The organism is Affinundibacterium danionis, assembly GCF_042432465.1.
Classification (GTDB): domain Bacteria; phylum Pseudomonadota; class Gammaproteobacteria; order Burkholderiales; family Burkholderiaceae_D; genus Undibacterium; species Undibacterium danionis.
Genome location: NZ_JBHLXJ010000003.1, coordinates 88679 through 112154, shown reverse-complemented (window position 1 = coordinate 112154; position 23476 = coordinate 88679). Strand labels below are relative to the sequence as shown.

The 23476-nt window shown below is 46.8% G+C and carries 25 protein-coding genes; 2 read left to right on the top strand and 23 right to left on the bottom strand.

All coding sequences use genetic code 11. The annotated features are described in order from the left end of the window. Nucleotides 1–5 precede the first annotated feature (5 nt). From ACFFJH_RS03315 to ACFFJH_RS03205, 23 genes are all read right to left on the bottom strand, one after another. Nucleotides 6–785: a glycosyltransferase family 2 protein gene (locus tag ACFFJH_RS03315; RefSeq protein WP_390210038.1), complete on the bottom strand. Its 780-nt coding sequence runs from the start codon at nucleotides 783–785 to the stop codon at nucleotides 6–8. A 44-nt stretch (nucleotides 786–829) separates the two neighbouring features. Continuing rightward, entirely contained in the window at nucleotides 830–1906 is a 1077-nt protein-coding gene (locus ACFFJH_RS03310; RefSeq protein WP_390210036.1) for a class I SAM-dependent methyltransferase, read from the bottom strand. 9 nt (nucleotides 1907–1915) lie between these two features. Continuing rightward, a complete protein-coding gene (locus ACFFJH_RS03305) occupies nucleotides 1916–3763 on the bottom strand; it encodes an ApeI family dehydratase (RefSeq protein WP_390210035.1) in 1848 nt (615 codons plus the stop codon). 38 nt (nucleotides 3764–3801) lie between these two features. After that, a complete protein-coding gene (locus ACFFJH_RS03300) occupies nucleotides 3802–4374 on the bottom strand; it encodes a COG4648 family protein (RefSeq protein WP_390210033.1) in 573 nt (190 codons plus the stop codon). Between the two features lie 28 nt (nucleotides 4375–4402). Beyond that, nucleotides 4403–4666, bottom strand: a complete 264-nt coding sequence (locus ACFFJH_RS03295; protein ID WP_446697459.1) for an acyl carrier protein — start codon at nucleotides 4664–4666, stop codon at nucleotides 4403–4405. A gap of 12 nt (nucleotides 4667–4678) precedes the next feature. After that, nucleotides 4679–4933 carry a phosphopantetheine-binding protein gene (locus ACFFJH_RS03290; protein ID WP_390210032.1) on the bottom strand — a complete coding sequence of 85 codons (255 nt, stop codon included), beginning with the start codon at nucleotides 4931–4933 and terminating at the stop codon, nucleotides 4679–4681. Next, nucleotides 4926–5753: a lysophospholipid acyltransferase family protein gene (locus ACFFJH_RS03285; RefSeq protein WP_390210031.1), complete on the bottom strand. Its 828-nt coding sequence runs from the start codon at nucleotides 5751–5753 to the stop codon at nucleotides 4926–4928. The genes ACFFJH_RS03290 and ACFFJH_RS03285 overlap by 8 nt, the downstream gene beginning before the upstream one ends. Beyond that, nucleotides 5737–6549 carry a beta-ketoacyl synthase chain length factor gene (locus ACFFJH_RS03280; protein WP_390210030.1) on the bottom strand — a complete coding sequence of 271 codons (813 nt, stop codon included), beginning with the start codon at nucleotides 6547–6549 and terminating at the stop codon, nucleotides 5737–5739. The genes ACFFJH_RS03285 and ACFFJH_RS03280 overlap by 17 nt, the downstream gene beginning before the upstream one ends. A gap of 63 nt (nucleotides 6550–6612) precedes the next feature. After that, a complete protein-coding gene (locus ACFFJH_RS03275) occupies nucleotides 6613–7056 on the bottom strand; it encodes a hypothetical protein (RefSeq protein WP_390210028.1) in 444 nt (147 codons plus the stop codon). 138 nt (nucleotides 7057–7194) lie between these two features. Further along, complete coding sequence (gene prfA / locus ACFFJH_RS03270; RefSeq protein WP_390210026.1) at nucleotides 7195–8274, bottom strand: peptide chain release factor 1; 1080 nt, start codon at nucleotides 8272–8274, stop codon at nucleotides 7195–7197. Between the two features lie 134 nt (nucleotides 8275–8408). Further along, nucleotides 8409–9683, bottom strand: a complete 1275-nt coding sequence (gene hemA / locus ACFFJH_RS03265) for a glutamyl-tRNA reductase (protein ID WP_390210024.1) — start codon at nucleotides 9681–9683, stop codon at nucleotides 8409–8411. A gap of 90 nt (nucleotides 9684–9773) precedes the next feature. Further along, on the bottom strand, nucleotides 9774–12296 hold the full coding sequence (locus ACFFJH_RS03260; RefSeq protein ID WP_390210022.1) for a CHASE2 domain-containing protein: 2523 nt from the start codon (nucleotides 12294–12296) through the stop codon (nucleotides 9774–9776). Nucleotides 12297–12391: 95 nt separating this feature from the next. Next, nucleotides 12392–14110, bottom strand: a complete 1719-nt coding sequence (locus tag ACFFJH_RS03255) for a FecR family protein (protein WP_390210021.1) — start codon at nucleotides 14108–14110, stop codon at nucleotides 12392–12394. Between the two features lie 236 nt (nucleotides 14111–14346). Next, nucleotides 14347–15039 (bottom strand): response regulator transcription factor, encoded by a 693-nt coding sequence (locus ACFFJH_RS03250; RefSeq protein WP_390210020.1) that lies wholly within the window; start codon nucleotides 15037–15039, stop codon nucleotides 14347–14349. A 129-nt stretch (nucleotides 15040–15168) separates the two neighbouring features. Continuing rightward, nucleotides 15169–15435, bottom strand: coding sequence for a cell division topological specificity factor MinE (gene minE, locus ACFFJH_RS03245; RefSeq protein WP_390210017.1), 267 nt, complete (start codon nucleotides 15433–15435; stop codon nucleotides 15169–15171). 1 nt (nucleotide 15436) lies between these two features. Continuing rightward, complete coding sequence (minD, locus tag ACFFJH_RS03240; protein ID WP_390210015.1) at nucleotides 15437–16252, bottom strand: septum site-determining protein MinD; 816 nt, start codon at nucleotides 16250–16252, stop codon at nucleotides 15437–15439. A 184-nt stretch (nucleotides 16253–16436) separates the two neighbouring features. Then, nucleotides 16437–17219: a septum site-determining protein MinC gene (gene minC / locus ACFFJH_RS03235; RefSeq protein WP_390210013.1), complete on the bottom strand. Its 783-nt coding sequence runs from the start codon at nucleotides 17217–17219 to the stop codon at nucleotides 16437–16439. A 476-nt stretch (nucleotides 17220–17695) separates the two neighbouring features. After that, nucleotides 17696–17986, bottom strand: coding sequence for a hypothetical protein (locus tag ACFFJH_RS03230; protein WP_390210010.1), 291 nt, complete (start codon nucleotides 17984–17986; stop codon nucleotides 17696–17698). 322 nt (nucleotides 17987–18308) lie between these two features. After that, a complete protein-coding gene (locus ACFFJH_RS03225) occupies nucleotides 18309–18644 on the bottom strand; it encodes a hypothetical protein (RefSeq protein ID WP_390210009.1) in 336 nt (111 codons plus the stop codon). Between the two features lie 148 nt (nucleotides 18645–18792). Further along, nucleotides 18793–19779 (bottom strand): lipoyl synthase, encoded by a 987-nt coding sequence (lipA, locus tag ACFFJH_RS03220; RefSeq protein WP_390210008.1) that lies wholly within the window; start codon nucleotides 19777–19779, stop codon nucleotides 18793–18795. An 18-nt stretch (nucleotides 19780–19797) separates the two neighbouring features. After that, nucleotides 19798–20481 carry a lipoyl(octanoyl) transferase LipB gene (gene lipB, locus ACFFJH_RS03215; RefSeq protein ID WP_390210006.1) on the bottom strand — a complete coding sequence of 228 codons (684 nt, stop codon included), beginning with the start codon at nucleotides 20479–20481 and terminating at the stop codon, nucleotides 19798–19800. Further along, nucleotides 20478–20705, bottom strand: a complete 228-nt coding sequence (locus ACFFJH_RS03210) for a hypothetical protein (RefSeq protein ID WP_390210005.1) — start codon at nucleotides 20703–20705, stop codon at nucleotides 20478–20480. The genes lipB and ACFFJH_RS03210 overlap by 4 nt, the downstream gene beginning before the upstream one ends. A gap of 97 nt (nucleotides 20706–20802) precedes the next feature. Continuing rightward, the gene (locus tag ACFFJH_RS03205; RefSeq protein ID WP_390210004.1) at nucleotides 20803–21078 is read right to left on the bottom strand and encodes an HP0495 family protein; all 276 of its coding nucleotides are present in this window, start codon (nucleotides 21076–21078) and stop codon (nucleotides 20803–20805) included. Between the two features lie 301 nt (nucleotides 21079–21379). On the opposite strand from ACFFJH_RS03205, the gene ACFFJH_RS03200 reads away from it, so the two are divergent. Beyond that, nucleotides 21380–22372, top strand: coding sequence for a DUF2157 domain-containing protein (locus ACFFJH_RS03200; protein ID WP_390210003.1), 993 nt, complete (start codon nucleotides 21380–21382; stop codon nucleotides 22370–22372). Next, nucleotides 22369–23475 (top strand): DUF4401 domain-containing protein, encoded by a 1107-nt coding sequence (locus tag ACFFJH_RS03195; protein WP_390210001.1) that lies wholly within the window; start codon nucleotides 22369–22371, stop codon nucleotides 23473–23475. Before ACFFJH_RS03200 ends, ACFFJH_RS03195 begins: the two co-directional genes overlap by 4 nt. Nucleotide 23476 lies beyond the last annotated feature (1 nt).

Here is a 23476-nt window from a genome sequence, read left to right as displayed (position 1 = left end):
TAATTTTACTTAAAGCGGCGAGCTAACAAACGCGGCAAACGCAATAACATGCCGAAAAACAAGCGGGTATGCATAGCGGTAATGAGCGCATTGTCGCGCCACACACGGAAATGCGAAACCCCGTCCGCGGGGTAAGCGACGCGCGTACCTTCATTCACTACCTCTAAACCATCCCAATATAAGCGCACCAAAATATCCGTATCAAAATTCATGCGTACGCCAATTTTGTGACGCGCCATGAGTGCGATGACGGGAGCCACCGGATACACGCGAAAACCGCACATGGAATCACGTATCGCCAATGACAGGGTATTGATCCAGACCCAGACATGGGTCAAATAACGCGCATAGAGTCGAACTTTGGGTACCGATTCATCGTAGATGGGATAACCAGCGATGATAGCCTGTGGATGTTCTTGTGCGCGTTTGAGAAAGCGTGCAATGTCGGTTACGCAATGCTGACCATCGGCATCGACTTGCAATAGATGTGTAAAACCTTGTTTTGATGCGTAAGCAAAACCGGTTAGCACGGCCGCGCCTTTACCTTGATTATGCGTATGTCGCAGTAAAATCACTTGTTCAGGATATTTCTGTTGTAATTGATCAAGTACAGTCGCGCAAGCTGAATTGCAGCCATCGTCAACCAAGATGCACGGCACATGAAATGGTAAAACCGCCTCGACCACTGCGACGATCGCGTGTTCGTGGTTGTACACGGGAATCACCACACAGGGTTGGAAGTCCAGAGTTTGGTTCATCGGCGCTTGGGGAGTTAGTTTAGCCATATTTGATAAGCTAGGGTAATCAGGTCTACACTTGCTTAGCCGCTCTAAGCTGCTTTTGCAAAGCGCAATAAAGAATGGCAATAGCCTATGCCGTCACGAGCGGTCAGTAATTTCAGCCCCGCTTGTTCCGCTAAACGTATGTAATCCGTGCTCTCGTAAATTTTACTATTGCCGCTCGCCATCGCTGTGAAATACGGCGAAGTATTGATCAAGCAATACGCGGCGATATCGTATTGTTGTCTATCCCAAAAAGTGTCCATAATCAGTAATTGCCCGTTGGCGACCAGTGCTTGAGCTGCGCGTTTCAAGATACTAGAAATCGCATCTTCGGAAAAACAACTGAGAAACTGGCTCATCCAAATGAGGTCCATATTCTCGGGTAAAGCTGCAGATTTATCGAGCAAATTTGTCGGATGGAAATGCGCCCGTGCTTGCACGCCTTGTGCTGTTAGATTTTTTTTTGCGACTTCTAGTTGTATGGGTAAGTCAACTAAATGTAACTCCACTTCGGCCTGATAGCTGAGCGCGGCATAACTAAATTTACCAGTATTGGCACCGATATCCATGATTCGGCGCGGTGCCGTCGCAAACACATCCGGTAGGATGCTGGGAAACGAGGTGTCTGAGTAAAAATGATCGAATTCAAACCAACTGGTTTTAGCTGGCTCGGGCAAATTCGATAAACCTTCGTAAATGGTCGGCCACGCACCGAGATGTTGTAATCCCAAGGGTTTTTCTTCATCTAGTGATTGTTCTAGTTCGAATAAGCCTTGATAGCACACATCATGAGTAAAGTTGATATTGATTTGCGTGATGCTATCGGTCAAGACACAATAGCCTGCTTTGTCTAAGACATAATGCCCGTCACGCAGATAAACGACACCTGCCGATAAACAGGTTTCCAATACCAGTTTTAAGACGTAGCTACTCCACTTGCCACTCGCAGCCATAGTTTCCAGCGCCAGTCCGTCACTGCCTGCGTCGGCTAAGGCTTGTAACATGCCGCGTTTCCATGCGTAACGTACGCATTGAAAAACGACTGGGCCGAAAGCGATTTTTTGGGCTTCAAAACGTGCGGCGAATGCGCCTTGTTTTTCAGGTGAGAATTTTTTATTTAGCATGGCCTAGATTTATTGTAATTCGTTAGATTCAAATAAGACGCGACCCGTGGCGTGTGGCCCGGCATCGGAGTAATAGCGGAACTGCAAAGCTTGTTTCTGTACTTGATGTAGTAGCTCTAAGTGCACCGGCGTCTCAGGGGAAATAATCTGCTGAAATTTGAGTGCGTGTAGGCCGCTAAAGTTGGCAGGCAAGTTGAAATACTGGCGCGCAAAATAAATTGCCCAATCTACTTGCACCACGCCGGGTAGTACCGGCGCGATTTGAAAGTGACCTTTGAAATACAGCAAATCTTGCGGCACAATAATTTCGAACAGTAAGCGTTCTGGTTCTTGCTCAAGTAGGCGCCAGCGTGGCTTGGTGACAGGCTGCAAACTCGATTCCATTGGTGAATTTTCGTTGCCCGCTAACAGTGCGAGTAATTGTGCCTGTGTGGTTTTGCCTTGCGCGTTGACAGGTAGCGCATCGAGATAGCGCCAGCGGCGCGGTAACGCAACTGCTTCTACCAGCGGACTAAGAACACTGCGCAAAGTTTGATTCAGGGCAAATTTACTATGGGATTGCAAGTATGTTTTTCCTTGCTCGCTCAGGACGATGAAGGCATAAATGTGTTGACGTTGATTGTTGGTAGTAGCTTCTTTAGTATGGTTAGTGTCACCAGTATTGAGCATCAGACGGACTTCTAGCACCAAGTCGTTGCCGAGCAATGCTTTTTCCATCAAGTCGAGCGAGATACGTTTTTCTTCTATTTTGACTATGCGATCCTGACGACCTAATAACTGGAAATGTTGCGCGTCTATGGTTTCAATCTGATCGGCGAGCTGGTACCAGTCATCGTCGGCTAAGTGCGGTGATTGAATTTCTAATAAATGGTTTTCCTCGGACATGCGCCATTTGATTTTTGGAAAAACTGTCCAAGCAGCGTGTTGTGAGCGCTGACGTTGACGCCAAGCGATGCCGCCGGTTTCTGAGCTGCCATAGACCTCAAGCGGCGTTTGTTGCCATAGAGCTTGCACATGCTCCAACGCGTCGTTGGGTAGCGGACCTCCGGACGAAAAAACGGCACATAATTGGCTTGCTACCGACGACCAATCTAGGTGGGACGGTAAACGTTTTAAATGAGCTGGGCTAGCGATTAATGCACACGCATGAGTTGATAAATGTTGTTGTAATTGTTCTGGGAAATTGAGCGCCTGCGCAAACACGGCTCGGCCGCTGGCAAATGGCCACAGCACTTTAAATAGCAGACCATAAATGTGATGGTGCGATACCGTGGAGTAAATACTGGCGTCACCTAATTTTTCGCCGAACAATAATTCTAGGGTTTCAATCTCAGTCGCTAACTGTGACCATTGTTTGCTAATCGCTTGTGCTTCGCCAGTGCTGCCCGAGGTATATACCACTAGGGCAGGAAAGTGACTATCTAAGTGCGGCAAGCAAGTTTCGAATTCGGCATTGGTGGCTACATTGTCGATATTATCCGTGGCCGATTCGATTGTCGGTTGTGGTAAAGCAGTGGCATAGGGTGCTGGAAATTCACCAATAAAAATGGCGACCTCACGCGCCAGATTGCGACAATTATTTTCTAAAACATCGGCGCTTAAATAGACGGTTTTTCCTGCATGCCAAGCGGCGAATAAGGCCGCCGTAAACTCTATGCTGTCGCTCAGGTACAGGGCAATTTTGTCTTGTGTAATCTGTTTGAAAATCAGCTTCCAGTGGGCGACTTTTTGTACAAATTGCGCGCGCGTAATAGCGTTTTCGGCGAGCGCATTTTGTCCTTGCCATCCAACTAGATTAGTGTGGGCGTTGTTGCTGGTGCCGCGTTGTACCGATAATTTTTGGTAAATTTCAAACATAGTCAAACATTGTCAAACATACTTAGGCATAACTAGCGTCATTCGACGTTAGGATGCGAGTGATGAGCGGGTTGCGCGTGCCGTCGTTTAAATCGAATCCGAACTAGGTATTCGATTAAAAATAAACTTCCCATTAGTGCATAGGAAATCACCCCTGTGTACAAGGCCCAAACTTCTTGCGACGCCCAGATCGCCGTCGCCAATGCAATACTGCCGTTGAGGACAAAAAATCCGCACCACACTTTGGTGACATTGCGCGTATAGCCTATGGCAGCCTCGGGTAAGTCAGGCTCGGTCATGCGGGCAAAGCGTTCTATCATCGATTGTGGCGTTGATAGGCTGTAAGCAAAGGTGATCAAGAAAGCGATATTGACCAACACGGGATACAACTTGAGCGGCAATAAGGCGTTGGTCCATACTGCGGCGAACACCATCAAGAGGCCACACAATGCTGACCAGCGCGCCAGCTTACTGATTTTTAATGTAGGTAAACGGGTTGCCACCAGCGTAAGTAGCAAAGCTGCCAGCCAGCGCGGCTCTATTTGCCCTTTGCCAAACCAAATGGCGAGAGGGTAAATTAAGGTGAGAATGACTGTAAAGGCAGTCAACACCCGGGCGCGTGATTGAGCGTTGATAAGCTTACTCCGGCTTTAAATTTGAGAGCGCTTCGATTACATCGTCTATCGTACGAATTTGTTTGAACACTTCTGGTTGCAATCGCAGTCCCGTCATTTGTTTTAAACGGACGGCGAGATCAACCGCATCAATACTGTCGATATCCAAATCTGCATACAAATTGGACTGCAGTGTGAGCGTTGATTTTTCTAATTCAAACATCTCAGCTAACAGATCCGTTACCCACGCGAATAACTCGTCTTTACTCATTTCACTAACAACTACCATGGCGTAATTTCCTTACTTCTTTCTTTGTGTTTCAATTAAATTTACCAAGGCATTCACCGAAGAAAAATGTTGGCGTGTGTCTTCTGCATCAGCCGAGAGAGTGATGCCATAACGTTTCTGCAGGGCGACGCCTAATTCCAAAGCGTCGATAGAATCAAGACCCAAACCATCGACAAATAAAGGGGCAGCACTGTCGATGTCGGCAGGTTCTATATCTTCTAATTGCAAGACGTCGATGATCAATTCTTTCACTTCTTGTTCAAGCATGATGGGCTTTTTCCTGTATAAAATATTGTTGTAAAAATTCTGTTAAATGCCTTGCTGCGATTACTTCAGAATCACCTGTCCCGGTAAATGCTTGGATCGGGATATCCTCTTTTACCTCTATCGTGAACTGCACTTGCCGTTCAGGGATTTGCCACCACGGCACGCCTTTGCCCAGTGTTTGTGGCTTACAATTAATCACTACAGGCGTTAAGTCGCGCAAACCTCTGACCGCGATGTTGGCTGCGCCGCGTTTGAGCTTTATTTCACCATTGGCGGGAGTTCTTGTCCCTTCCGGAAAAATAATCAGATTATTGCCCGCTCGTAGTGTTGCTATGCAGGCGTCTAATAATTCTGTGCCTTGTTCGTTATTAATGTAGCCTGCGGCTCGCACTGGTCCTCGGGTAAATAAATTGTTCCATAAGCCACTCTTAACGATGCAATCAGCGTGTTCGACAAAGGCCATTAAAAAGACTGTATCAATCAAACTGGGGTGATTCGCCAGTAACAGTAATCCTTGCCTAGCTAATTTTTCTTGTCCTATGATTTGGTAGCGCAGTACACCTAAAAAATGCATTAGACCGATAAAACCGCGAAAGGTATAGCGAATAATGGCGCGGGCATAGCGCACACGTTTTGTCGGCTGCCAGACCAACATATGCAAGCAGGGGAAGATCAATAACCACAAGATTATTCCGCCTACACCAAAAGCACTAAAACTAATTGCGGTTGCGAATAAGCGCCAGGTGCGTCCACATATTCCTGCAAGATTTTGTATCAAGCTTGGCTTGATGACGGCACTCGATTTAAGCAAGGGCGTCATGACGTGACCAAATCCAATGTTGATTTCCTGCCTGTCGCTCCCACTTCGTTTGTCCATTTAAGTAACAGCGCAAAATATCCAAACCGGGTGGCATGGTTTGTTCTGCTGGCGGCAATTGTTCATGACGATCTGCGCTCGCGGTTTGCCATTGCAAAGTCAGATTTTTATCTTTGTTTAAAGCATCAGCGCTAGGGGCAACCATTAACCATGCCCAAGCATAAGCTTGTTCGATACAATCTTCGAAATGATGAAATAGTGGCGGCAATGCTTGTTCATAATTGACTAGCAAAACCGCCTTTGCACCATCGTTAAGCAAGCCACAGGCTTCGATTACTGCATGCTCTACGCTACTTGTTCCAGCCGCCAGCGCTATATGATTACTACGATCTTTACGCGCAATCGAAAATAAACCCGCAGTTGCGTTATGTACCGCAGAGCTAAAGCCAATCGGAGAAACCGTGCCCTCGTCGAGCTGGGCTTGCATGAGTTCTATCGAATGTCCAACCTCACCATGTCTTGAACAAAAAATAGTTGGAATTTCTGTGGGATCATCATCTGCATTGCCATAGTTCAGATCATCCAGACAAGCATAAGCGACTTCGAGTGCCATACGACCCAGCAAGCGGGCACGACGTCGTAACATCGCGGGCATGGACTTGACTGCTGGTGGTTCACCATCGGTTTCTTGAATAATTTTTGCTTGTTGTAACCACGTTTGCCACGCTTGCGTTGAATCAAGCCCTGGTGCCCATTGCGCATGTTTTGCTATTGAGAAATGAACACTGTTCGATGGCATAAAAAGTACCAATGAGTAAGCAATAAAAATTCGAAATGAAGCTAAAAAGTTTTTGCAAAGGTTTTATTGTGCTGGCTCCAAAGCTGCACGAGCACGTTCGCTTTCGAGTTTAGTCGGCTGAGTCATTCGCCACTCATCTTCTTCTTTTAATTTGTAGCGAAGCAAATTATTGGCTGGATCGAATTGGTAAAAACCATAAGCATCTCTGAAACCACCGATTGCTAAGGCGGGTGCGAAGAACGCAATACTCATTCCCATTTTGGTGCCATTGACGTGCAGAGGCAGAATGCCATACATCTTTTTACCTTCTGGCGACGTTGAAACAAATTCATATTGTCCAGTAGCTTTAGCATCCAAATCTAATTGGTAGGGAAGTTCCGATAAGGCTTTCCCTTTTAATTGCAAAGTGGTCTTTTCTGAAGTCGCGCTAAAGTTGGCTTTATTTGCAGCACAGCCGCTGAGGAATATGGCTGCAATTGCAAAGACGAAAGATGATGGTATTTTCATATTGGGCGTTTCTTTATTAGTATGTTTGGCAAAATTAGTAACATTGTAAATTACGGCTAGTAGAAAAACAAACAATCCTAGTCCGATGGAATGTTTACTTTAATGTTGCAGCATGCTCATTTTGTGCGCATTTTGCGCTCAGTCATCACCCAAACTAGCCAACAACTCTGCTTGATGTTCAGCCACCAGCGCATTGGTCAGTTCGGTCAAATCCCCGTCCATAATAAAATCGAGCTTGTACAAAGTCAGATTGATACGGTGATCGGTCATGCGGCCTTGTGGGTAGTTGTAGGTGCGTATACGTTCGCTGCGGTCCCCTGATCCGATTAAGCTCTTACGTGTGGCGGCTTCTTCGGCTTGTTTTTTGCGCAGTTGACCGTCCATGATGCGGGTGGCCAACACACGCATGGCTTGTGCTTTGTTTTGATGTTGGCTACGACCATCTTGGCATTCCACCACGATGCCGGTTGGGATGTGGGTTAAACGTACTGCGGAATCCGTTTTATTGATGTGCTGACCACCAGCACCTGATGCGCGGAAAGTATCGATACGCAAATCGGCATTATTGATCACGACGTCGGTCAGTTCATCCGCTTCCGGCATCACCGCAACGGTACAGGCTGAGGTATGAATTCGACCTTGGGTTTCGGTTGCGGGTACGCGTTGTACACGATGGCCGCCGGATTCAAATTTGAGCTTGGAATACGCGCCAAAACCAGCGATACGAATGATCACTTCTTTATAGCCACCGAGTTCTGACGGTGATTCGGACATGACTTCGACTTGCCAGCGATTGCGTTCGGCAAAGCGCGTGTACATGCGTAATAAGTCACCTGCGAATAATCCCGCTTCGTCACCACCTGTTCCTGCGCGTATCTCTAACAAAATATTGCGTTCGTCGTTAGGATCTTTCGGTAGCAACATGGTTTGTAATTCGCGTTGCAATGCTTCGATACGATCTTTCGCCGCTTGGATTTCTTCCAGCGCGAATTCCTTCATATCGGGATCGTTCAGCATCTCTTGCGCTTCGACGATGTCGCTCTGCGCTTGCTGATAGTTGTGATACAGCGCGACCAAAGGTTCTAGCTCTGCGTGCTCACGATTGAGCTTGCGGTAGGCGTCCATATCATTGGTGACGCCTTCTTGTACTAGCAGTTGACCAACCTCGACTAGACGTTCTGAGAGTTGATCGAGTTTGTGTAGCATGGATGGTTTCATAGTTTTTTCGCTTTATATTTGCTTGACTCGCTGGCGAGACTTAAATCTCGGTGAGCCGCAATTAATTAAATTTGGAGTATCGTCGTGACGACGCTAGAGCATGCGCAAATGCATGCATAGAATGCTGGAGGTAGCTAACGCTTAGTGCGGAATAATTGTGGCAGCAGGCGCACCAGATGTGCTCGCTCTTCGCCGTGTGCTTGATGTAAAGCTTGTTGTGGGCCGTGCAGGAATTTTGCAGTAATGCCTTTGGAGAGAGCTTCTAACACGACTTCGATATCGTCACCGCGCGCCAGCATTTTGCGTGCGCGCTCTAATTCATGTTGGCGAACTTGTTCGCCGCTTTCGTGCAAATCTTGGATTACAGGAACCACGTGACGACCATCAACCCAGTGCATAAAAGATTGCACACGGGTTTCGATAATAGCTTCGGCTTGCGCTACTGCTGCGTGTCGGTTTTCTAGACCGCTTTGCACCACGCTGGCCAGATCATCTACCGTGTACAAGAATACGTCGTCCAGCTTCGCGACTTCGGATTCGATATCGCGTGGTACTGCCAGATCGACCATGAAAATAGGGCGGTGCCTGCGTGCTTTGATCGCGCGTTCAACTAAGCCGAGGCCGATGATAGGCAGAGACGAGGCGGTGCAAGAAATGATGATATCGAATTCATGCAGGCAATTGGGCAATTCTGCCAAACGTATCGCTTTAGCGCCAAAACGATTTGCCAAGCTTTCACCGCGTTCTAAAGTACGGTTTGCGATCGTGATATTTTTAGGATTTTGTGCGGCAAAGTGAGTCGCGCACAGTTCTATCATTTCGCCAGCGCCGATGAACAGCACTTTTTGGTCTGAAATTTTATCGAAGATGCGTTGTGATAATCGTACCGCGGCGGCGGCCATAGACACACTGTGCGCACCAATTTCGGTGGTTGAACGAACTTCTTTCGCAACCGCGAAGGTGCGTTGAAATAATTGATGTAGATAGGTCCCAAGCCCGCCCGCTTCATCCGCCTGTCTAACCGCTTCTTTCATTTGGCCTAAAATTTGCGGTTCGCCTAGCACCATGGAATCTAAACCTGATGCGACGCGGAACGCATGACGTACCGCATTATCTTGCGGCAGCGTGTACAAATGATGACGCAAATCTGCGTAAGGCAATTTGTGAAAGTCTGCCAAAAAATGCGCAGTCATGTCGATAGGATTGTCCACATCGGCAACGGCGTATAACTCGGTACGGTTGCAGGTCGATAAGACCGCAGTTTCTGATCCTAGTTGAGAACCGCTTCGCGCAAACCAAGCGCGCGCACCCACCACCGCCTGAGAAATCTGCTCAGGGGAGAAGGCCACCTTTTCTCGTAAAGAGACAGGGGCAGTCGTGTGATTGAGGCCGACGGCGAGTAATTGCATAGGATTATTGAGGTTGAGGGCGACATTATAGCGCGACTCGTGCACTAGTTCATGGCTGGCTCACGCTTCTTGCGGAAAATCAATTGCATTTTAAATATTACTGACTGGAATTTCGATGGTAAAACAAGTTCCTTCTCCGGCAACACTGGTAAAACTGATGTGGGCGAAATGTCTATCAATGACCGTTTTGACAAATACCATACCTAGTCCTATACCGTCATTTTTGATGGATTCCGCTGTATTGCCGTGCCCTAAACGTTGAAAACGTTGGAACAGTCGACTCTGGTCTGAGCGCGCTATGCCATAACCTTGATCTTGTATGCGACAGATAATGCTGTCATTTAAGTTCTTAGTATTAAATTCTAAGCTACAAGTCACGGTGGTATCGCTAGGGCTGTATTTGATCGCGTTGGATAGTAAATTAGTTAGTACGCGCGTCATTAAACTGCGGTCAACCCGGACTGGATAATCACCTTCTGGAATCTCGGTCACTATTTTAATGCGTTTGCTTCTGGCCAATGTCCACATTTCCTCGGTGGCGTCGATCAGCAAATCTTGGAAGTCGAGATCGGTGTAGCGATATTCATTCGATTCCGCATGTGCGAGTTGAACAAAGCTATCAGCTAGACTGAGTGTGGTCGTGGCGGCTTTTTCTATGCGATTTAAAAAATCTTCGTGAGCGATCGCTGTTTTGGTGTTTTTTTGTAATTCAATTAGTGCCAATATCGATGCTTGTGGACCACGCATATCATGGGAAATGAAATGCAGCGTCTCGTCGCGGCGACGTTCCGCTTGTCGGATCTCAGAAATATCGAGAATGCTGATAATCCATCCAATCAATACTTTTTGCCCTGAATAGCATGGAGCACTCTTGATGATCAGGTTGCGGTTTTGCGGATCAATGACTTCTACGCCTTTGCTGAGCAATTGGGTTTGCTGTAGATCCAGAATATGCCACCAGCTAAAAGCAATATTTTGAGTCGATTTTGTATCGGTATTTAGGCTCAGATATTCCGTATGTGGATGGCTCATACTGGAGAATAAATAGGGCACTAAGGTATCGATCACTTGTGGCATGCCTATGCTTTGGAAATAGCTAATCGCGGTGGGATTGGTCAAGACTACATTGCCATCTGTGGTCGTGACCAAGGTGGCATCCGGTAAGCTATATAAGCTGTCTGTGACGAATTGGCGCAAGTCACGTACACGGCGCGCTGCGGCGCGCATGGCACTGATATGGCGTTCTAATTTATCTTGAATTTCCTTTTTTGTGCTGACGCTTGTTTGATCTTTGATAGTCAGATCGGGATTGAATTCTGGCAGTAAATGAGGCTCTTGATCGAGCAACATAAACTCTTCATCCAGAAAACCAATCGCGGCTTCCAAACGACGCCAGCTCCATAAAGGATAAGTGAGGAGTAGCACAATGATGGTGCTTGAGGGAGCTAGCCAGACACCCGACCGCAGCAAAATAAAGCTAGCGACTAGTAGACTCAGACACAGCATGGCAAGCGTAACTAAGGCAACCCGGGGTGAAAATAGGAAGCAGCACAATAAAGCGCCCAATACCATGGCGCAACTAATGACGGCGCTTAACCACGGATTGAGTGGTGTGATGCTGCGGCCATCTAATAAACTAGCAAGAATGTTGGCATTGATTTCGATACCTGATAGTGTGCCTTCATTGGAGGTGACGGGGGTTGGAAAGGCGTCGGCCATGCCGGTTGCGGTTGGGCCGACCAAGACATATTTACCTCGGAAAAAATCCTCAGGTACTTCACCGCGTAGTACGGCCACATACGGAACAGTATTAAAGTGGCCACTACTGCCATAGTAAGGAATGTGCATCTGCCAATCGCGACGCCAGACTTTGCTATCGTTCGAGAAATGTTTAGCAAATGAGGTGCTGCCTTTCAACTGCGCGACGCCATCTCCTTCTGTCTTATTGTTTCGAGCGCCTAGATCGTTCAGATCGCGCTTAATGTTCAATCCCAGATCATGCAGCGCCAGCGCAAAATGTGGCCACCATTGTTTCTGCATGCCTTCGCGTAAAAATACACTGCGCGCAACGCCATCGTTATCTAGTTCAATATGTATATGACCTAACGCAAATGCTGCTTGACTTAGTGATTGTAAAGGAGGAGCGACGCGCAAGCCTTTACCTGATTGCTCGGAAATAAGTGGGAGAACGACGTTGGATTTGGCGGCAATAGCGCGCGCTAATTGCGCATCGCCGCTATCACTCTCGCTAGAACCGTTCGACATGCTTGCAGTTGCGGAAGTGACCTCCGCTTCAGAAAACAGAATATCGACTCCAATCGCTAAGGCTTGCGCTTGATTGAGTTGATTGATAAGTGCGGCATGACGACTACGCGGCCACGGCCATTTTCCTAGCTCTGCTAGGCTGTAATCGTCAATCGCAACAATGATGATATCGTCGCGGGCTGGGCGATTTTGAGTTTGTAACAGGCGATCGTATAGCGTTTGGTCGAGTCGGGCTGTGCTGCCAGTCGCGAGCATCACTAAAGTGAGTAAAAGTAATAGACCACCCAAAATCAGGCATTCGCGTAAAGCGATGCTGTGATTTTGGGCGTGACTAGATGGTGTCTTCACTATGATATAAATTGATCCGCATAGCGCTAGCTTTTGAGTACCAGCAGCGTATGCGATGGACAGGCATTTTTAGGTAGTCGGTATAGTGCTTAGTATTAATTCACAGGCCGAACGGTACCACCGACGGAATTAAGTGGTTCACCATTACCCGTCGTCCAACGCAGTTGAATCTCAAATTTTTGTGCGGGTGAAAAATTCCCAATAAAACGATCCGCATCTGTGGCTCGTACTCTGATGTAATAAGTGCCGATTTCTGGACGGGGAATACTGACATTCGCCACATCTAAATCTTTGCTGAAATAAATCTTTTTGAACTCAGGATCATGTGCGATCTGTACTAAAAAGCTTTGGCCTGGCTCGGCTGGCCAACTAAAGTTCATGGTATTTTCACCTGTATCAACCACAGGATTCATGCTTTGCGCTGCTAATATTTGGAAGGCTTGAATTGGTGAAAATGGTCCTTGGTCTAGCTGTCCATTTTTTTCAATAATGGTTGCGACGCGCCAGAAATACTGACCTAAACCCAATTGTGATGTGTTCAGTTCGACGTCGGCAATCTTGTCTTGATCCAACACGACGTTTTTGAATTGGGCATCATTTGCTACCTGTAGACGATAGAATTTTGCAGTGCTGGTCGCCGTCCATTTAAAACTCACCGATTCGGAACGTACCTTATGTTTAGGTTGGAGTAAGAAAGGTGGTTCGGGACGTGCTTTCAATACGAAGGCATGGGTAGCCGGTATCCCTTCCAAATGATTGCTATCAACTGCGCTGACCCGAATAAAATAGGCGCCGTCATTTAAGCCGTCGAATTTGATGCGCGCTTCTTTGCTGAACAATTCACTCACTACGTTTTGCGCCTGTGCATCGGTACTTATTTGAGCGCGATAAGCCGTCGCATTGCCAACCGGGTTTAATTCAAACTGCAAGATCGGGCGTTCTTGTAATTGATATCCCGCTACTAAGCTGGGTGCAGGTAATAATTCTATGGCCTTGCCAACACTGGTGGCACTGACGACATTCCCTTTGCCTGCTGGTAGTAACATGGCATTGGGTGTTTCTGGTTTGCCGACAGCGACGCCACCTTCTAGGACTTCATTGCCTATACCATTGTCGTTAATGCCGACGCGGAAATGAGTGCCGCGTACACCTGCGATTGCCAAAGGTGAGGTGACTTCGTAGCGTCCCTTATTCTGAGTTAAAGGAGTCACTTTAGACTCAACTTTTCCTTGTACTAATTTGATCTCAGTACGTGGGCTTTTAGTAAATTTAGTGATCTTTAACTTCGCCAGATTGATCTGACTATTTGATGGGACGGAGACTCGCGAATCATCCACCAAGGCCAAAGTCGCGAAGCTATTTTTTCCTGTAATAATTTGGCTACCTTCACTCACCACGCTGCCGAGTTCTAATTCGATTTCATTACCATTTTTTTTGATCTCTATGACTTTGCCAGCCAGCGCGAATACTTTGGCAGTGCTTGGTTCTTCAGCCAGTAATTCGGCGGGAATAACGATGCCTGAGCCTACCGGTATGGTTCTATCATTGCCGATCTTATTGCGCTTACCAATGATTTCCCAGTTACTCGGTTTATCGGTAAATTGTTTGGCAATGCTGGTGAGGGTATCGCGCTCTAAGGCGTAGTAAGTGACTTCTGCCGGTGTTACGCTGATCGTGCCAGGATTGCCTTTTAGTTTTTGCGCGAAAGCGGAGCTGCTAAGCATTGTTGTAACTGCGGCTGAAAGTACGAATCTAGTCAGTACTGCTTTGCTTTTATTGGAAATAGGCGTTGAGGGAGTTCGATGTTGCTTCATGTATTTCTCCAGCAAAAACAGTAACTGAGACGATCTGAAAAACGCTGGAAACTAGCCGTACGTGGCTAGATTCCAAATGAAAAGATCTGATATTAAGACGGTTTTTTTGTCGCCAACTTGCGACGATAAGTCATTTAATAAAAATAGCTGCGCCGATACGTGCATTCATCAGAGAATGAATAAAAACCAAGCAAGCTAAGAGTTAGTCGCGGTCTGAGCACACAAAGCCGCTAATTTTATTCTTTGCTGATTTGTTCTAAGCGATAACCGTAGCTATACACTGGCGCTAATCGATAGCCATTTTCTGGGCGCAAATCTAACTTGCTGCGTACCCGCGAAATGTGGGTATCCATAGTGCGAGAGGGGATCTCGATATCGCGCGACCATACGGCTTCCAAAATATAGGCGCGCGACAATGGACGTCCCAGATTTTGGAATAACAATAAGGCGAGGTCGAATTCTTTTTGTGTGAGCTCTATGGCTTCACCATTTAATTTTGCACGGCTACCACGCACATCAAATTCATAGGCACCAAATTGAATTATCTCAGCGGCTGTCTGTGTTGGGTAGGCACGGCGTAGCAAGGCATTGACGCGCGCGATTAACTCAGCACGACGTATCGGCTTGATCATGTAATCATCGGCACCGGCTGCTAATCCGGTCACGATGTCATCTTCACTAGAACGACTAGTCATGAATAAGACGGGCAGTGTGGCAGATAATTTTTCACGTACCCAATGCAAAATTTCAGTACCGCTCAAGTCGGGTACTTGCCAATCGAGAATTAAGAGATCAAAACTTTCGCGGTGTAATTGATGCATCATCGCTTTGCCACTGGTAAACGGGTGGCAAGTATGACCAGCATCGATTAAGGTCGCGACGGTCAGATCTAATAAATTTTGGTCATCATCTAGTATGGCAATTCTCATAGGGTCTTGGATCAAAGCTCGGTAAAGAATATGACAGTGGAGGTGAGAAAATGGTTTACGTTCGTTTTATACGTACTTTACATTTTCTCACCGAAAATTAATTTATAAATGTGAGGAATGACTTTTAACTCAGTTGCGCAGATCAGCGTCTGGCAAGATGACATTCACATCTAAGACTTCAAGATTGCCTTGTTTGTCCAACGAAACTTTAATATCGTCAGGATTCACCTTGGTGTATTTTGAAATCACCGCAATCAATTCCTCACGCAAAGCGGGAAGAAAGTCATAGCCTTCGCGCGTTTCGTTGCGCTCACGAGCGATAATAATTTGCAGGCGTTCTTTTGCCGCACTCGCGCTTTTCGGCTGCGATTTAAACAAAAAATCAAGCAAAGCCATCTTACTTACCTCCGAAAATACGTTGCAGCAAACCTGGCTTTTCATAATCGACGAAGCGCAAAGGTGGCTGCTCTCCTAAAAAGCGCGCAACTACATCCGTATAGGCTTCCGACACGTCACTACCTTTGACATGAATGGCTGGATTACCGTGGTTTGAGGCATGTAATACAGCTTCGGATTCCGGAATTACACCGATCAAAGGTATGCGTAAAATTTCTTGTACGTCGGTATAAGACAGCATCTCGCCAGCCTCGACACGTTTAGGTGAGTAGCGCGTGATTAATAGATGCTCTTTCACTGGTTCGCCACCCGCTTGCGCACGTTTTGATTTGGCTTGGATAATGCCGAGAATGCGGTCAGAGTCACGCACTGAAGAGACTTCTGGATTGGTTACGACGATGGCTTCATCAGCGAAGGTCAAAGCCATTACCGCACCACGTTCGATACCCGCAGGCGAATCGCAGACGATGTATTCAAAGTCCATTTTGATCAAATCATTCAAAACGCGCTCTACGCCTTCTTCGGTCAACGCGTCTTTGTCACGAGTTTGTGAAGCAGGCAAGATGAACAGATTGTCGCAGTGTTTGTCTTTGATCAGGGCTTGATTCAAAGTCGCTTCGCCACTAATCACATTGACTAGGTCGTACACCACACGGCGTTCACAACCCATAATCAAATCGAGATTACGCAGGCCGACGTCGAAGTCGAGCACCGCTGTTTTATGCCCACGCAGGGCTAAACCAGAAGCGAAACTCGCGCTGGAAGTGGTTTTGCCTACACCGCCTTTGCCGGAGGTCACAACGATGATTCTTGCCACAGGGTACTCCTTTGTTGTACTTGAATTGAGTTTAAGTTGGGCTTGTGCTTAGCTCTCATTACGCTTTCACTGAGCTGCTTGAGCATCAGTAAAACCGAATGGCAGCTTTGCGCCACAACTGCAACGAAATAATATGAAAATAAAGCAAAAATACGAAAAAACATGAAACTTACAAATCGAAAAACTAACTAGACTTGATTGATGATACTTCAATACTGTCACCGACTAATTTGATTTGCACCGCCTGATTTGCTGCCAGCTTAGGAAAGCCCGCATCAAAGGTTTGATAAATGCCCGCAATTGAGACCAACTCAGCTTCCATCGCGGTCGTAAAAATGCGTGCATTGGTATTCCCACGCGCGCCTGCCAAAGCACGGCCTCTGAGCGGTGCGTAAATATGGATACTACCGTCAGCGATTACTTCCGCGCCATTATTCACGGACGCTGTGATAATTAAATCGCAGCCTCGTGCATAGACACGTTGTCCTGCGCGTATCGGCGTATCGATGACCATGGCTGGAATATGTTCTATTGCCGCTGGCATTTGTGGCGCCGAAGAAGTCACTGGCTCGGGTTCTGGCGCCTTGCTGATTTCTGCCTCGGCTGCTGGTATTGCGGCTGGCATTTCTTTGGCTAACTCAGGTCTTGCCTTGCTCACTACATCAATACTTAAGTCATGGGCACGAATCTTGGCATGTTGATCTTCGTTCGCGTTGCGAACGGCCACAGCATGCAAGCCACATGATTTGAATAATGTAATCAGTCCCGCCCAATCCAAAGTCTCATGCGCAATATTTTCTACATCAATAATGGCGAATTCGTCGTCAAAAAAATCGGGCGTTCCTCCCGTCATTTCTTTTAAGGCGACTTCTAACGTAGCTAGTGTCGCTTCGTTCAAAATGACGGACACCGCCACCACCGTGGATATTTTTATTTCTATAGGTTTGCGGGTAAGGCTATTTTGCATAATGCGGTGTTAAATCCAAGTGCAGAAAAATGAATATTTAGCGAGTATTAAAAGCAAGAAACTCTGTTAAAACTAAGTAAGTTGACCTTGAATTAGCTCAAATGTCGTAAAAACAGCTTAAAAATGCCATAAATCTCGCGCAGGCTCCATCCTACCAATTGATTGCCCACTTAGCAAAAAAACTGCATAAAAAAATCTCAAAAATCGCTCACTTGCTACGAAATTGGGGCGCTGTGTAATCAGCATGGAGCTTCTTGCGAGTAAAACGAACTTGCGAGGTAATTACTTGCTTTTAAGCATGTCGTTTCGGAGGAGGGCGTTTAGCGTGGATATGCTCAAATTTATCCAAACTCAGGCCTAGGGCAAAGAAAGTAAAGAAAGCACATCAATTTTAGATTGAGCTCAAATCACTCAACTGAATAACATGAGCAACAGATGCTGGGCGCAGTAATCAATGTGCAGTTGAAAATGAACAATCAAAACGGTGTTTCCATATTTTGATCACGCAGGCGGCGTCCAAAACTACGCCGTCTGCCATGATTTTTACGCGTATCTAAATAAGGATGACTCAGGACTTTGCGCCGTTCGTGCTGACGTCTATCCTGACTTGAGCGGCGGTCAATTTGTATGCTGCCATCCTTTGCAATGTAGCGAGCCTGTGGCGTGGGCGGATGTGGTGCTTGAGGCGTGGCAGCGATGACATCTGGGACTTCCGCTGAGTCCGACTTAAATAAGTCCCATACTTGCAAAATCCGTTGAATTGACATGATATTTCCTTACTAATTTGAACGACCAGCGTAATTGCGTGGACTTGATCAATACCTGCCCAATCTCATGGTTTTTGATGAGCCTATTTGTGAGAGGTACTTACTGCGCGCATTACTTCTGATCAAACGTATTTCCATGGAGCAAATTCGCACTAAGATTCAAAATAGCAGGAAGCGTGCCAATCTGTTTAGGTCTATACGTACAGAAGGATTGTAGACGAGTGCAGAGGGGAATGCCTTGAATTAACCAAAGTTCACAAGTGAGTTAGTCTGGTTTTTACATGTAAAATTTGTGGAGCCGATGATGCTGTAAAAAGCGCTGCTAACCTTTGAAATAAATCGGCCGATATTGCATGTGGTTTTCGACGTCACTGGCACGCCGTCCATGCGAGCGGCGACGGCCTTGGGTTTTACGCGTATTGAGAAACGTCGCCTGTTGTTTAAGTCTGCGCTCAATATTGCGACGATCTTCCCCTGTGCGTCGTTCTTCCAGTGTTTCGCCAGAAGTAGCAGCCAATGGCATCGTTTTATCAGCAACGCGCAAACGCTCAGTCCGATAAACATCGGCATCGGGTTGTTGATAGTCAAAAATGCGAGAGAGTTGCAGCGGGAACATGTTCAGCAATGCAATAGAAAAGCGACCATGCTGTAACGGCATGAAAAAGTATAAACTTTAGGAATCCCCTTAAAAAACAATAACTTGCAAATTAGAAAGAGTTTTTAAGCTGGCAAGAGAAAAAGAAAACGGCATAAGGTTTTTGCGCCTTATGCCGTTTTGATTTTGATGATGAAGCTTTAGAGAACCACTATTTCACATCCGTCCCAACCCCATGCGCTTGTTGATCAGCATGGTACGACGACCTAACCATTGCGCCCACCGCAGCATGGGCGAAGCCCATTTTGTAGGCTTCTTCTTCGAACATTTTGAAGACATCAGGATGTACATAACGGCGCACTGGTAAGTGATGGCCACTTGGCGCTAAGTATTGACCAATAGTCAGCATGTCGACATTGTGGGCGCGCATGTCGCGCATGACTTGCAGGATTTCTTCGTCGGTTTCACCTAGACCAACCATGATGCCGGATTTGGTCGGTACATTCGGATGTTTCTCTTTGAAACGTTTTAGCAGGTTCAGAGAATATTCATAGTCCGAACCTGGGCGTGCTTCTTTGTAGAGGCGCGGAGCCGTTTCTAGGTTGTGGTTCATTACGTCGGGTGGTGCCATGTTGAGAATTTCTAAAGCTCTGTCCATGCGACCACGGAAGTCTGGCGTCAAAATTTCTATGCGTGTCATGGGCGACAATTCGCGAATTTTGGTAATGCATTCAGCAAAGTGTGCGGCGCCGCCGTCGCGTAAATCATCGCGATCAACTGAGGTAATGACGACATAACTTAAACGCAATTCGGCAATGGTTTTTGCCAGATTTAAAGGTTCATTCACATCGAGTGGGTCAGGACGGCCGTGTCCGACATCGCAGAACGGGCAGCGGCGGGTGCACTTGTCTCCCATGATCATGAAGGTCGCCGTGCCTTTGCCGAAACATTCACCAATATTGGGACAAGTCGCTTCTTCGCAGACGGTGACTAATTTATTCGCTCGCAGGATATCTTTAATTTCGTAGAAGCGTGTCGTCGGTGAGCCAGCTTTGACGCGTATCCAATCTGGTTTCGGCAGACGCTCCGCAGGGACGATCTTGATAGGAATACGGGAAGTCTTACTCGCACCTTTTTGTTTTTCGGTTGGATCGTAATTGGGATTGTCGGTGGCGAGTGGCGTGTTTTCGGTAGTCATAGCTTCATTCAAGCGCGATTAGGCGGCGGTCAATAAATGTTGTAAACGTTGTGCTAAAGCAGTTTGTACTTGTTCGAGCGGAACGCGTACTTGTAGGGTTTGCATATCTACGGTGGCGAGTCCTGCGTAGCCACATGGGTTAATCCAGGAAAATGGCTGTAGATCCATCGCGACATTCAGCGATACGCCGTGATACGTGCAACCATTGGCGCGGACTTTTAATCCTAATGCGGCAATTTTTGCACCTTTCCATGCACCATCTTTCAGGTAAATGCCGGGTGCTCCAGCAATTCGTTCACCAGCGATATTATACGCCTCCAAGGTGTCGATCACAGCTTGTTCGATTTGATGGACGAATTCGCGGGCGAATAATCGCCCCTTCGTGTGACGACGTTTGAGATCGATCAAGAGATAAATGACCACCTGACCTGGGCCATGAAAAGTCACCTCACCACCCCGATCCGTTTGTATTACTGGAATATCATGCGGAGCCAGTACATGCGATTGGTCGGCGCCCAGGCCTAAGGTGAATACGGGCGAGTGCTCGACTATCCATAATTCATCTGGTGTATCGGCAGTACGTGCGTCGGTGAAGGCGCGCATAGCGGCGAAGCTAGTTGAATAATCTTCTTTCCCACGTTGGCGGATCAAGATTTGCAAGGCGTCATTTGTTGGCGTATTTATATTCGCACTCATACTCATATTGTTGTGGCCAAACGTTTGACGGTAACACGTTGAATGAAAAATTGACCATTCACGACTTTACGAAATGGAATGCCATCTAATACAAATCCTGGTCCTCCCGTTGCGATCCACGATTGCGCTAGACGATCAAAGCTCACTGGATCTAGACCCAGCATAGGCGCGGAAATAACGAAGCGTGCGCCTGGCTTTTGTTTCTCAACGATAGATTGCAAGTCTGACATAGTAGATTCTGGATGACACGGAAGCATTGCATTCCGTCGTGACATATTGAGAGTTGGTGTTTGGGAGTTGCGATTGTTTTGTTAGAGCGCAGATCTATTACAGCACCATTTTCACCATAGGATGAGAGGACAGATCACGGTATAAGTTGTCGAGTTGCTCACGATGAATGGCGCGAATGGTGACTGTCAGCGCCAGATAATTACCTTTGCTGGAAGGGCGCATCTCTAATTTACCCGCATGAAACGTCGGATCGTGAATCATCACTACTTCGACGATGGTTTGAGCAAATGAGTCTTGCATAACGCCCATGACTTTGATGGGGAAGTCACATGGATATTCAATAAGGCTATCTTCGGGTTTGATTTCGCGCATGTTAAAGCTTTTTAAAAAGGCAAGGTGGTTGGGGATATTTCTGTTTTCAGACTTTTTTCTGAATGTCTTATACCTGATGCCATGTTGGGGCATTTCCACCAAAGCCAATAGTTTGAACTTCTAACCGTCATACCGCAAGCCTTGTTTGCTAGCGGAGTAGTAAAACACTTGTGACTTTGACATAGGGAAGTTGCGTGATGTGCGACGGCGCGCCTTACATTTTGACACTTTGTACTTTGTACTAAGGGCATTCTGTATTTCAGGTGTTATTATTGTGGCACTTTTTGTTGAGGGCTTACTTATGAAAAAGCAAACCGAAGTGCTGGATTGGATTGCGGCAGGACATGTTGCCAAAGGCAAGGAATCAGACGCCTTAGCTGCATCTGGTTTTTATCCAAGCGCAACGCAGTGGCGGTGTTTTATTGATCAGATGTTGCTGTGGTGCGGCGTGATTGCATTAGGTGCCGCCATGATCTTTTTTCTGGCATATAACTGGCAGGCCATGGGGCGCTATGCCAAATTTGCTTTAGCAGAAAGTGCTATTGTGTTGAGCCTTTTTGCATGTTGGCGCTTTGGTTTGGGCAGTATGGTGGGTAAGGCAAGCTTATTGTTGGCGAGCTTATTGGTCGGTGCTTTATTGGCTTTAGTCGGACAAACCTACCAAACGGGCGCTGATACTTATGAATTATTTGCTGTCTGGGCGATTGCTATTTCGGCATGGGTTTTGGTGGCGCAATTAGGCGCTTTGTATTTATTTTGGCTGGCCTTAGTGAATCTGGCGGTGATGCTGTATTTCCATACTTTCGGTGGGTTTTTAGGCATGCTTTTTAGTACTCAGGCGCAGCTCTGGAGTCTGTTTGTTTTGAACACTGCGGCTTTGTTGGTGTGGGAATGGGCTGCGTGGCGTGGCGTACCGCATGTGCGTGAACGTTGGCCGGTACGGGTGTTAATCACGGCGAGTGGTGTCTTGATTACGATTTTGGCCTTACATGCCATCTTTGAAGAGCGTTATCGTTCCGACTACGCTGTGTATCTCAGGTCAATGACCTTACTTTTTGTGTATGTGGCTTGGCTGATCGCAGGTTTTGTAATCTATCGAAAATATCTTAAAGATTTGTTTGTGCTGGCTGGATGTGTATTGAGCTTGATTGTGAGCGCAAATGCTTTGGTGGGAAGGATAGTATTAAGTCATAGCGACGCACCTGGATTTCTATTAGTAGGATTGCTCATCATAGGCTCATCTGCATGGGGTGGTTTGTGGTTGAAAAAAGTGGCGAAGGAGATGTCAGCATGAATACGCTTTTGAACTTCAGCGATACTTCTGAGTCGCGTGAACATGTCTGGCAGCGCTTGTTGCAGCAGAAGTTGGTGCAGGGGGATTTACCTGCGCCTGACGCGACTCAAAGCAGCATCAATCAGGCTTGGTATATCCGGGTCATGCTTGGATTTGCGGGCTGGTTTGGCGCTTTGTTTTTGATGGCTTTTGTCGGCATTGGCTTTTCATTTGTGATGGACAGTTCGCTTGCCAGTATGGTCATTGGAATCGCGCTCTGCACGGCAGCTTATGTCATGTTTCGGGCGGTGAAACGGCAGGATTTTTTGGAGCAATTTGCCTTGGCGGTCAGCTTGGCAGGGCAGGGATTTATTTTATTTGGTTTGTTTAAAGAGTTCCGTTGGGAAGACCGTACACTATATGGTGTGATCTTGGGGCTTGAATTGTTTTTGACCTTCTTGATGCCGAATTTTATCCATAGGTTTCTAACCAGTTTGGCGGCTTTGTGTGCTGCTTATTGGTTATTGCAAGTAGCAGGTTTCTATGGATTGATGCATGGAGTATTAGCGCTTGCGGTATTGGCTTTGTGGTGGTCTCCGATCATGTTGCGACAAGCGGGATTATGGCGACCTATCGCCTATGCCTTAGCGTTCGCTCTCTTATGTTTGGAAGGAAGTCGTTTTGTGCGTCCATTTTATTGGTACGGATCAGAGCTGGCGTGGATTAAATACGCGTGGTTGTTCGGTAGTAGTTTAGTTAATATTGCTTGGTTATCGGCTGTCGTTTTGGTACTACGTCGCCAGCAGTTGGCGCTCAATTCGCCGATCGCAATCGCGGCCTTATGTGGCAGTTTGGCCTTGTGCAGTTTTAATTATGTAACGCCGGGTTTAAGCAGTGCCTTGTTGTTGATCTTGATCGCTGTTAGTTTTTCTAATCGTATTTTATTGGGATTGGGTTTGTTCGCATTACTGAGCTTCTTATCGCATTATTACTATCAAATGCAGATGAGCTTATTGTATAAATCGATGGTGCTCTTGAGCTTGGGGATTTTGTTGTTGCTTATACGGTGGGGATTGGGGCGTTTCTTTCCGCAGGCCGACATGACGTTAGACGAAGGAGCTTAAT

What these genes read in the sequence shown, in the direction of transcription:
- lipA (WP_390210008.1), bottom strand. Translation starts at nt 19,779, where the DNA reads ATGACTACCGAAAACACGCCACTCGCCACCGACAATCCCAATTACGAT.
- ACFFJH_RS03195 (WP_390210001.1), top strand. Translation starts at nt 22,369, where the DNA reads ATGAATACGCTTTTGAACTTCAGCGATACTTCTGAGTCGCGTGAACAT.
- ACFFJH_RS03285 (WP_390210031.1), bottom strand. Translation starts at nt 5,753, where the DNA reads ATGACGCCCTTGCTTAAATCGAGTGCCGTCATCAAGCCAAGCTTGATA.
- ACFFJH_RS03305 (WP_390210035.1), bottom strand. Translation starts at nt 3,763, where the DNA reads ATGTTTGAAATTTACCAAAAATTATCGGTACAACGCGGCACCAGCAAC.
- ACFFJH_RS03310 (WP_390210036.1), bottom strand. Translation starts at nt 1,906, where the DNA reads ATGCTAAATAAAAAATTCTCACCTGAAAAACAAGGCGCATTCGCCGCA.
- prfA (WP_390210026.1), bottom strand. Translation starts at nt 8,274, where the DNA reads ATGAAACCATCCATGCTACACAAACTCGATCAACTCTCAGAACGTCTA.
- minE (WP_390210017.1), bottom strand. Translation starts at nt 15,435, where the DNA reads ATGGCTTTGCTTGATTTTTTGTTTAAATCGCAGCCGAAAAGCGCGAGT.
- ACFFJH_RS03250 (WP_390210020.1), bottom strand. Translation starts at nt 15,039, where the DNA reads ATGAGAATTGCCATACTAGATGATGACCAAAATTTATTAGATCTGACC.
- lipB (WP_390210006.1), bottom strand. Translation starts at nt 20,481, where the DNA reads ATGAGTATGAGTGCGAATATAAATACGCCAACAAATGACGCCTTGCAA.
- ACFFJH_RS03275 (WP_390210028.1), bottom strand. Translation starts at nt 7,056, where the DNA reads ATGAAAATACCATCATCTTTCGTCTTTGCAATTGCAGCCATATTCCTC.
- ACFFJH_RS03230 (WP_390210010.1), bottom strand. Translation starts at nt 17,986, where the DNA reads ATGTCAATTCAACGGATTTTGCAAGTATGGGACTTATTTAAGTCGGAC.
- ACFFJH_RS03205 (WP_390210004.1), bottom strand. Translation starts at nt 21,078, where the DNA reads ATGCGCGAAATCAAACCCGAAGATAGCCTTATTGAATATCCATGTGAC.
- ACFFJH_RS03225 (WP_390210009.1), bottom strand. Translation starts at nt 18,644, where the DNA reads ATGCCGTTACAGCATGGTCGCTTTTCTATTGCATTGCTGAACATGTTC.
- ACFFJH_RS03210 (WP_390210005.1), bottom strand. Translation starts at nt 20,705, where the DNA reads ATGTCAGACTTGCAATCTATCGTTGAGAAACAAAAGCCAGGCGCACGC.
- ACFFJH_RS03280 (WP_390210030.1), bottom strand. Translation starts at nt 6,549, where the DNA reads ATGCCATCGAACAGTGTTCATTTCTCAATAGCAAAACATGCGCAATGG.
- hemA (WP_390210024.1), bottom strand. Translation starts at nt 9,683, where the DNA reads ATGCAATTACTCGCCGTCGGCCTCAATCACACGACTGCCCCTGTCTCT.
- ACFFJH_RS03315 (WP_390210038.1), bottom strand. Translation starts at nt 785, where the DNA reads ATGGCTAAACTAACTCCCCAAGCGCCGATGAACCAAACTCTGGACTTC.
- ACFFJH_RS03200 (WP_390210003.1), top strand. Translation starts at nt 21,380, where the DNA reads ATGAAAAAGCAAACCGAAGTGCTGGATTGGATTGCGGCAGGACATGTT.
- ACFFJH_RS03295 (WP_446697459.1), bottom strand. Translation starts at nt 4,666, where the DNA reads ATGGTAGTTGTTAGTGAAATGAGTAAAGACGAGTTATTCGCGTGGGTA.
- ACFFJH_RS03290 (WP_390210032.1), bottom strand. Translation starts at nt 4,933, where the DNA reads ATGCTTGAACAAGAAGTGAAAGAATTGATCATCGACGTCTTGCAATTA.
- minC (WP_390210013.1), bottom strand. Translation starts at nt 17,219, where the DNA reads ATGCAAAATAGCCTTACCCGCAAACCTATAGAAATAAAAATATCCACG.
- ACFFJH_RS03255 (WP_390210021.1), bottom strand. Translation starts at nt 14,110, where the DNA reads ATGAAGCAACATCGAACTCCCTCAACGCCTATTTCCAATAAAAGCAAA.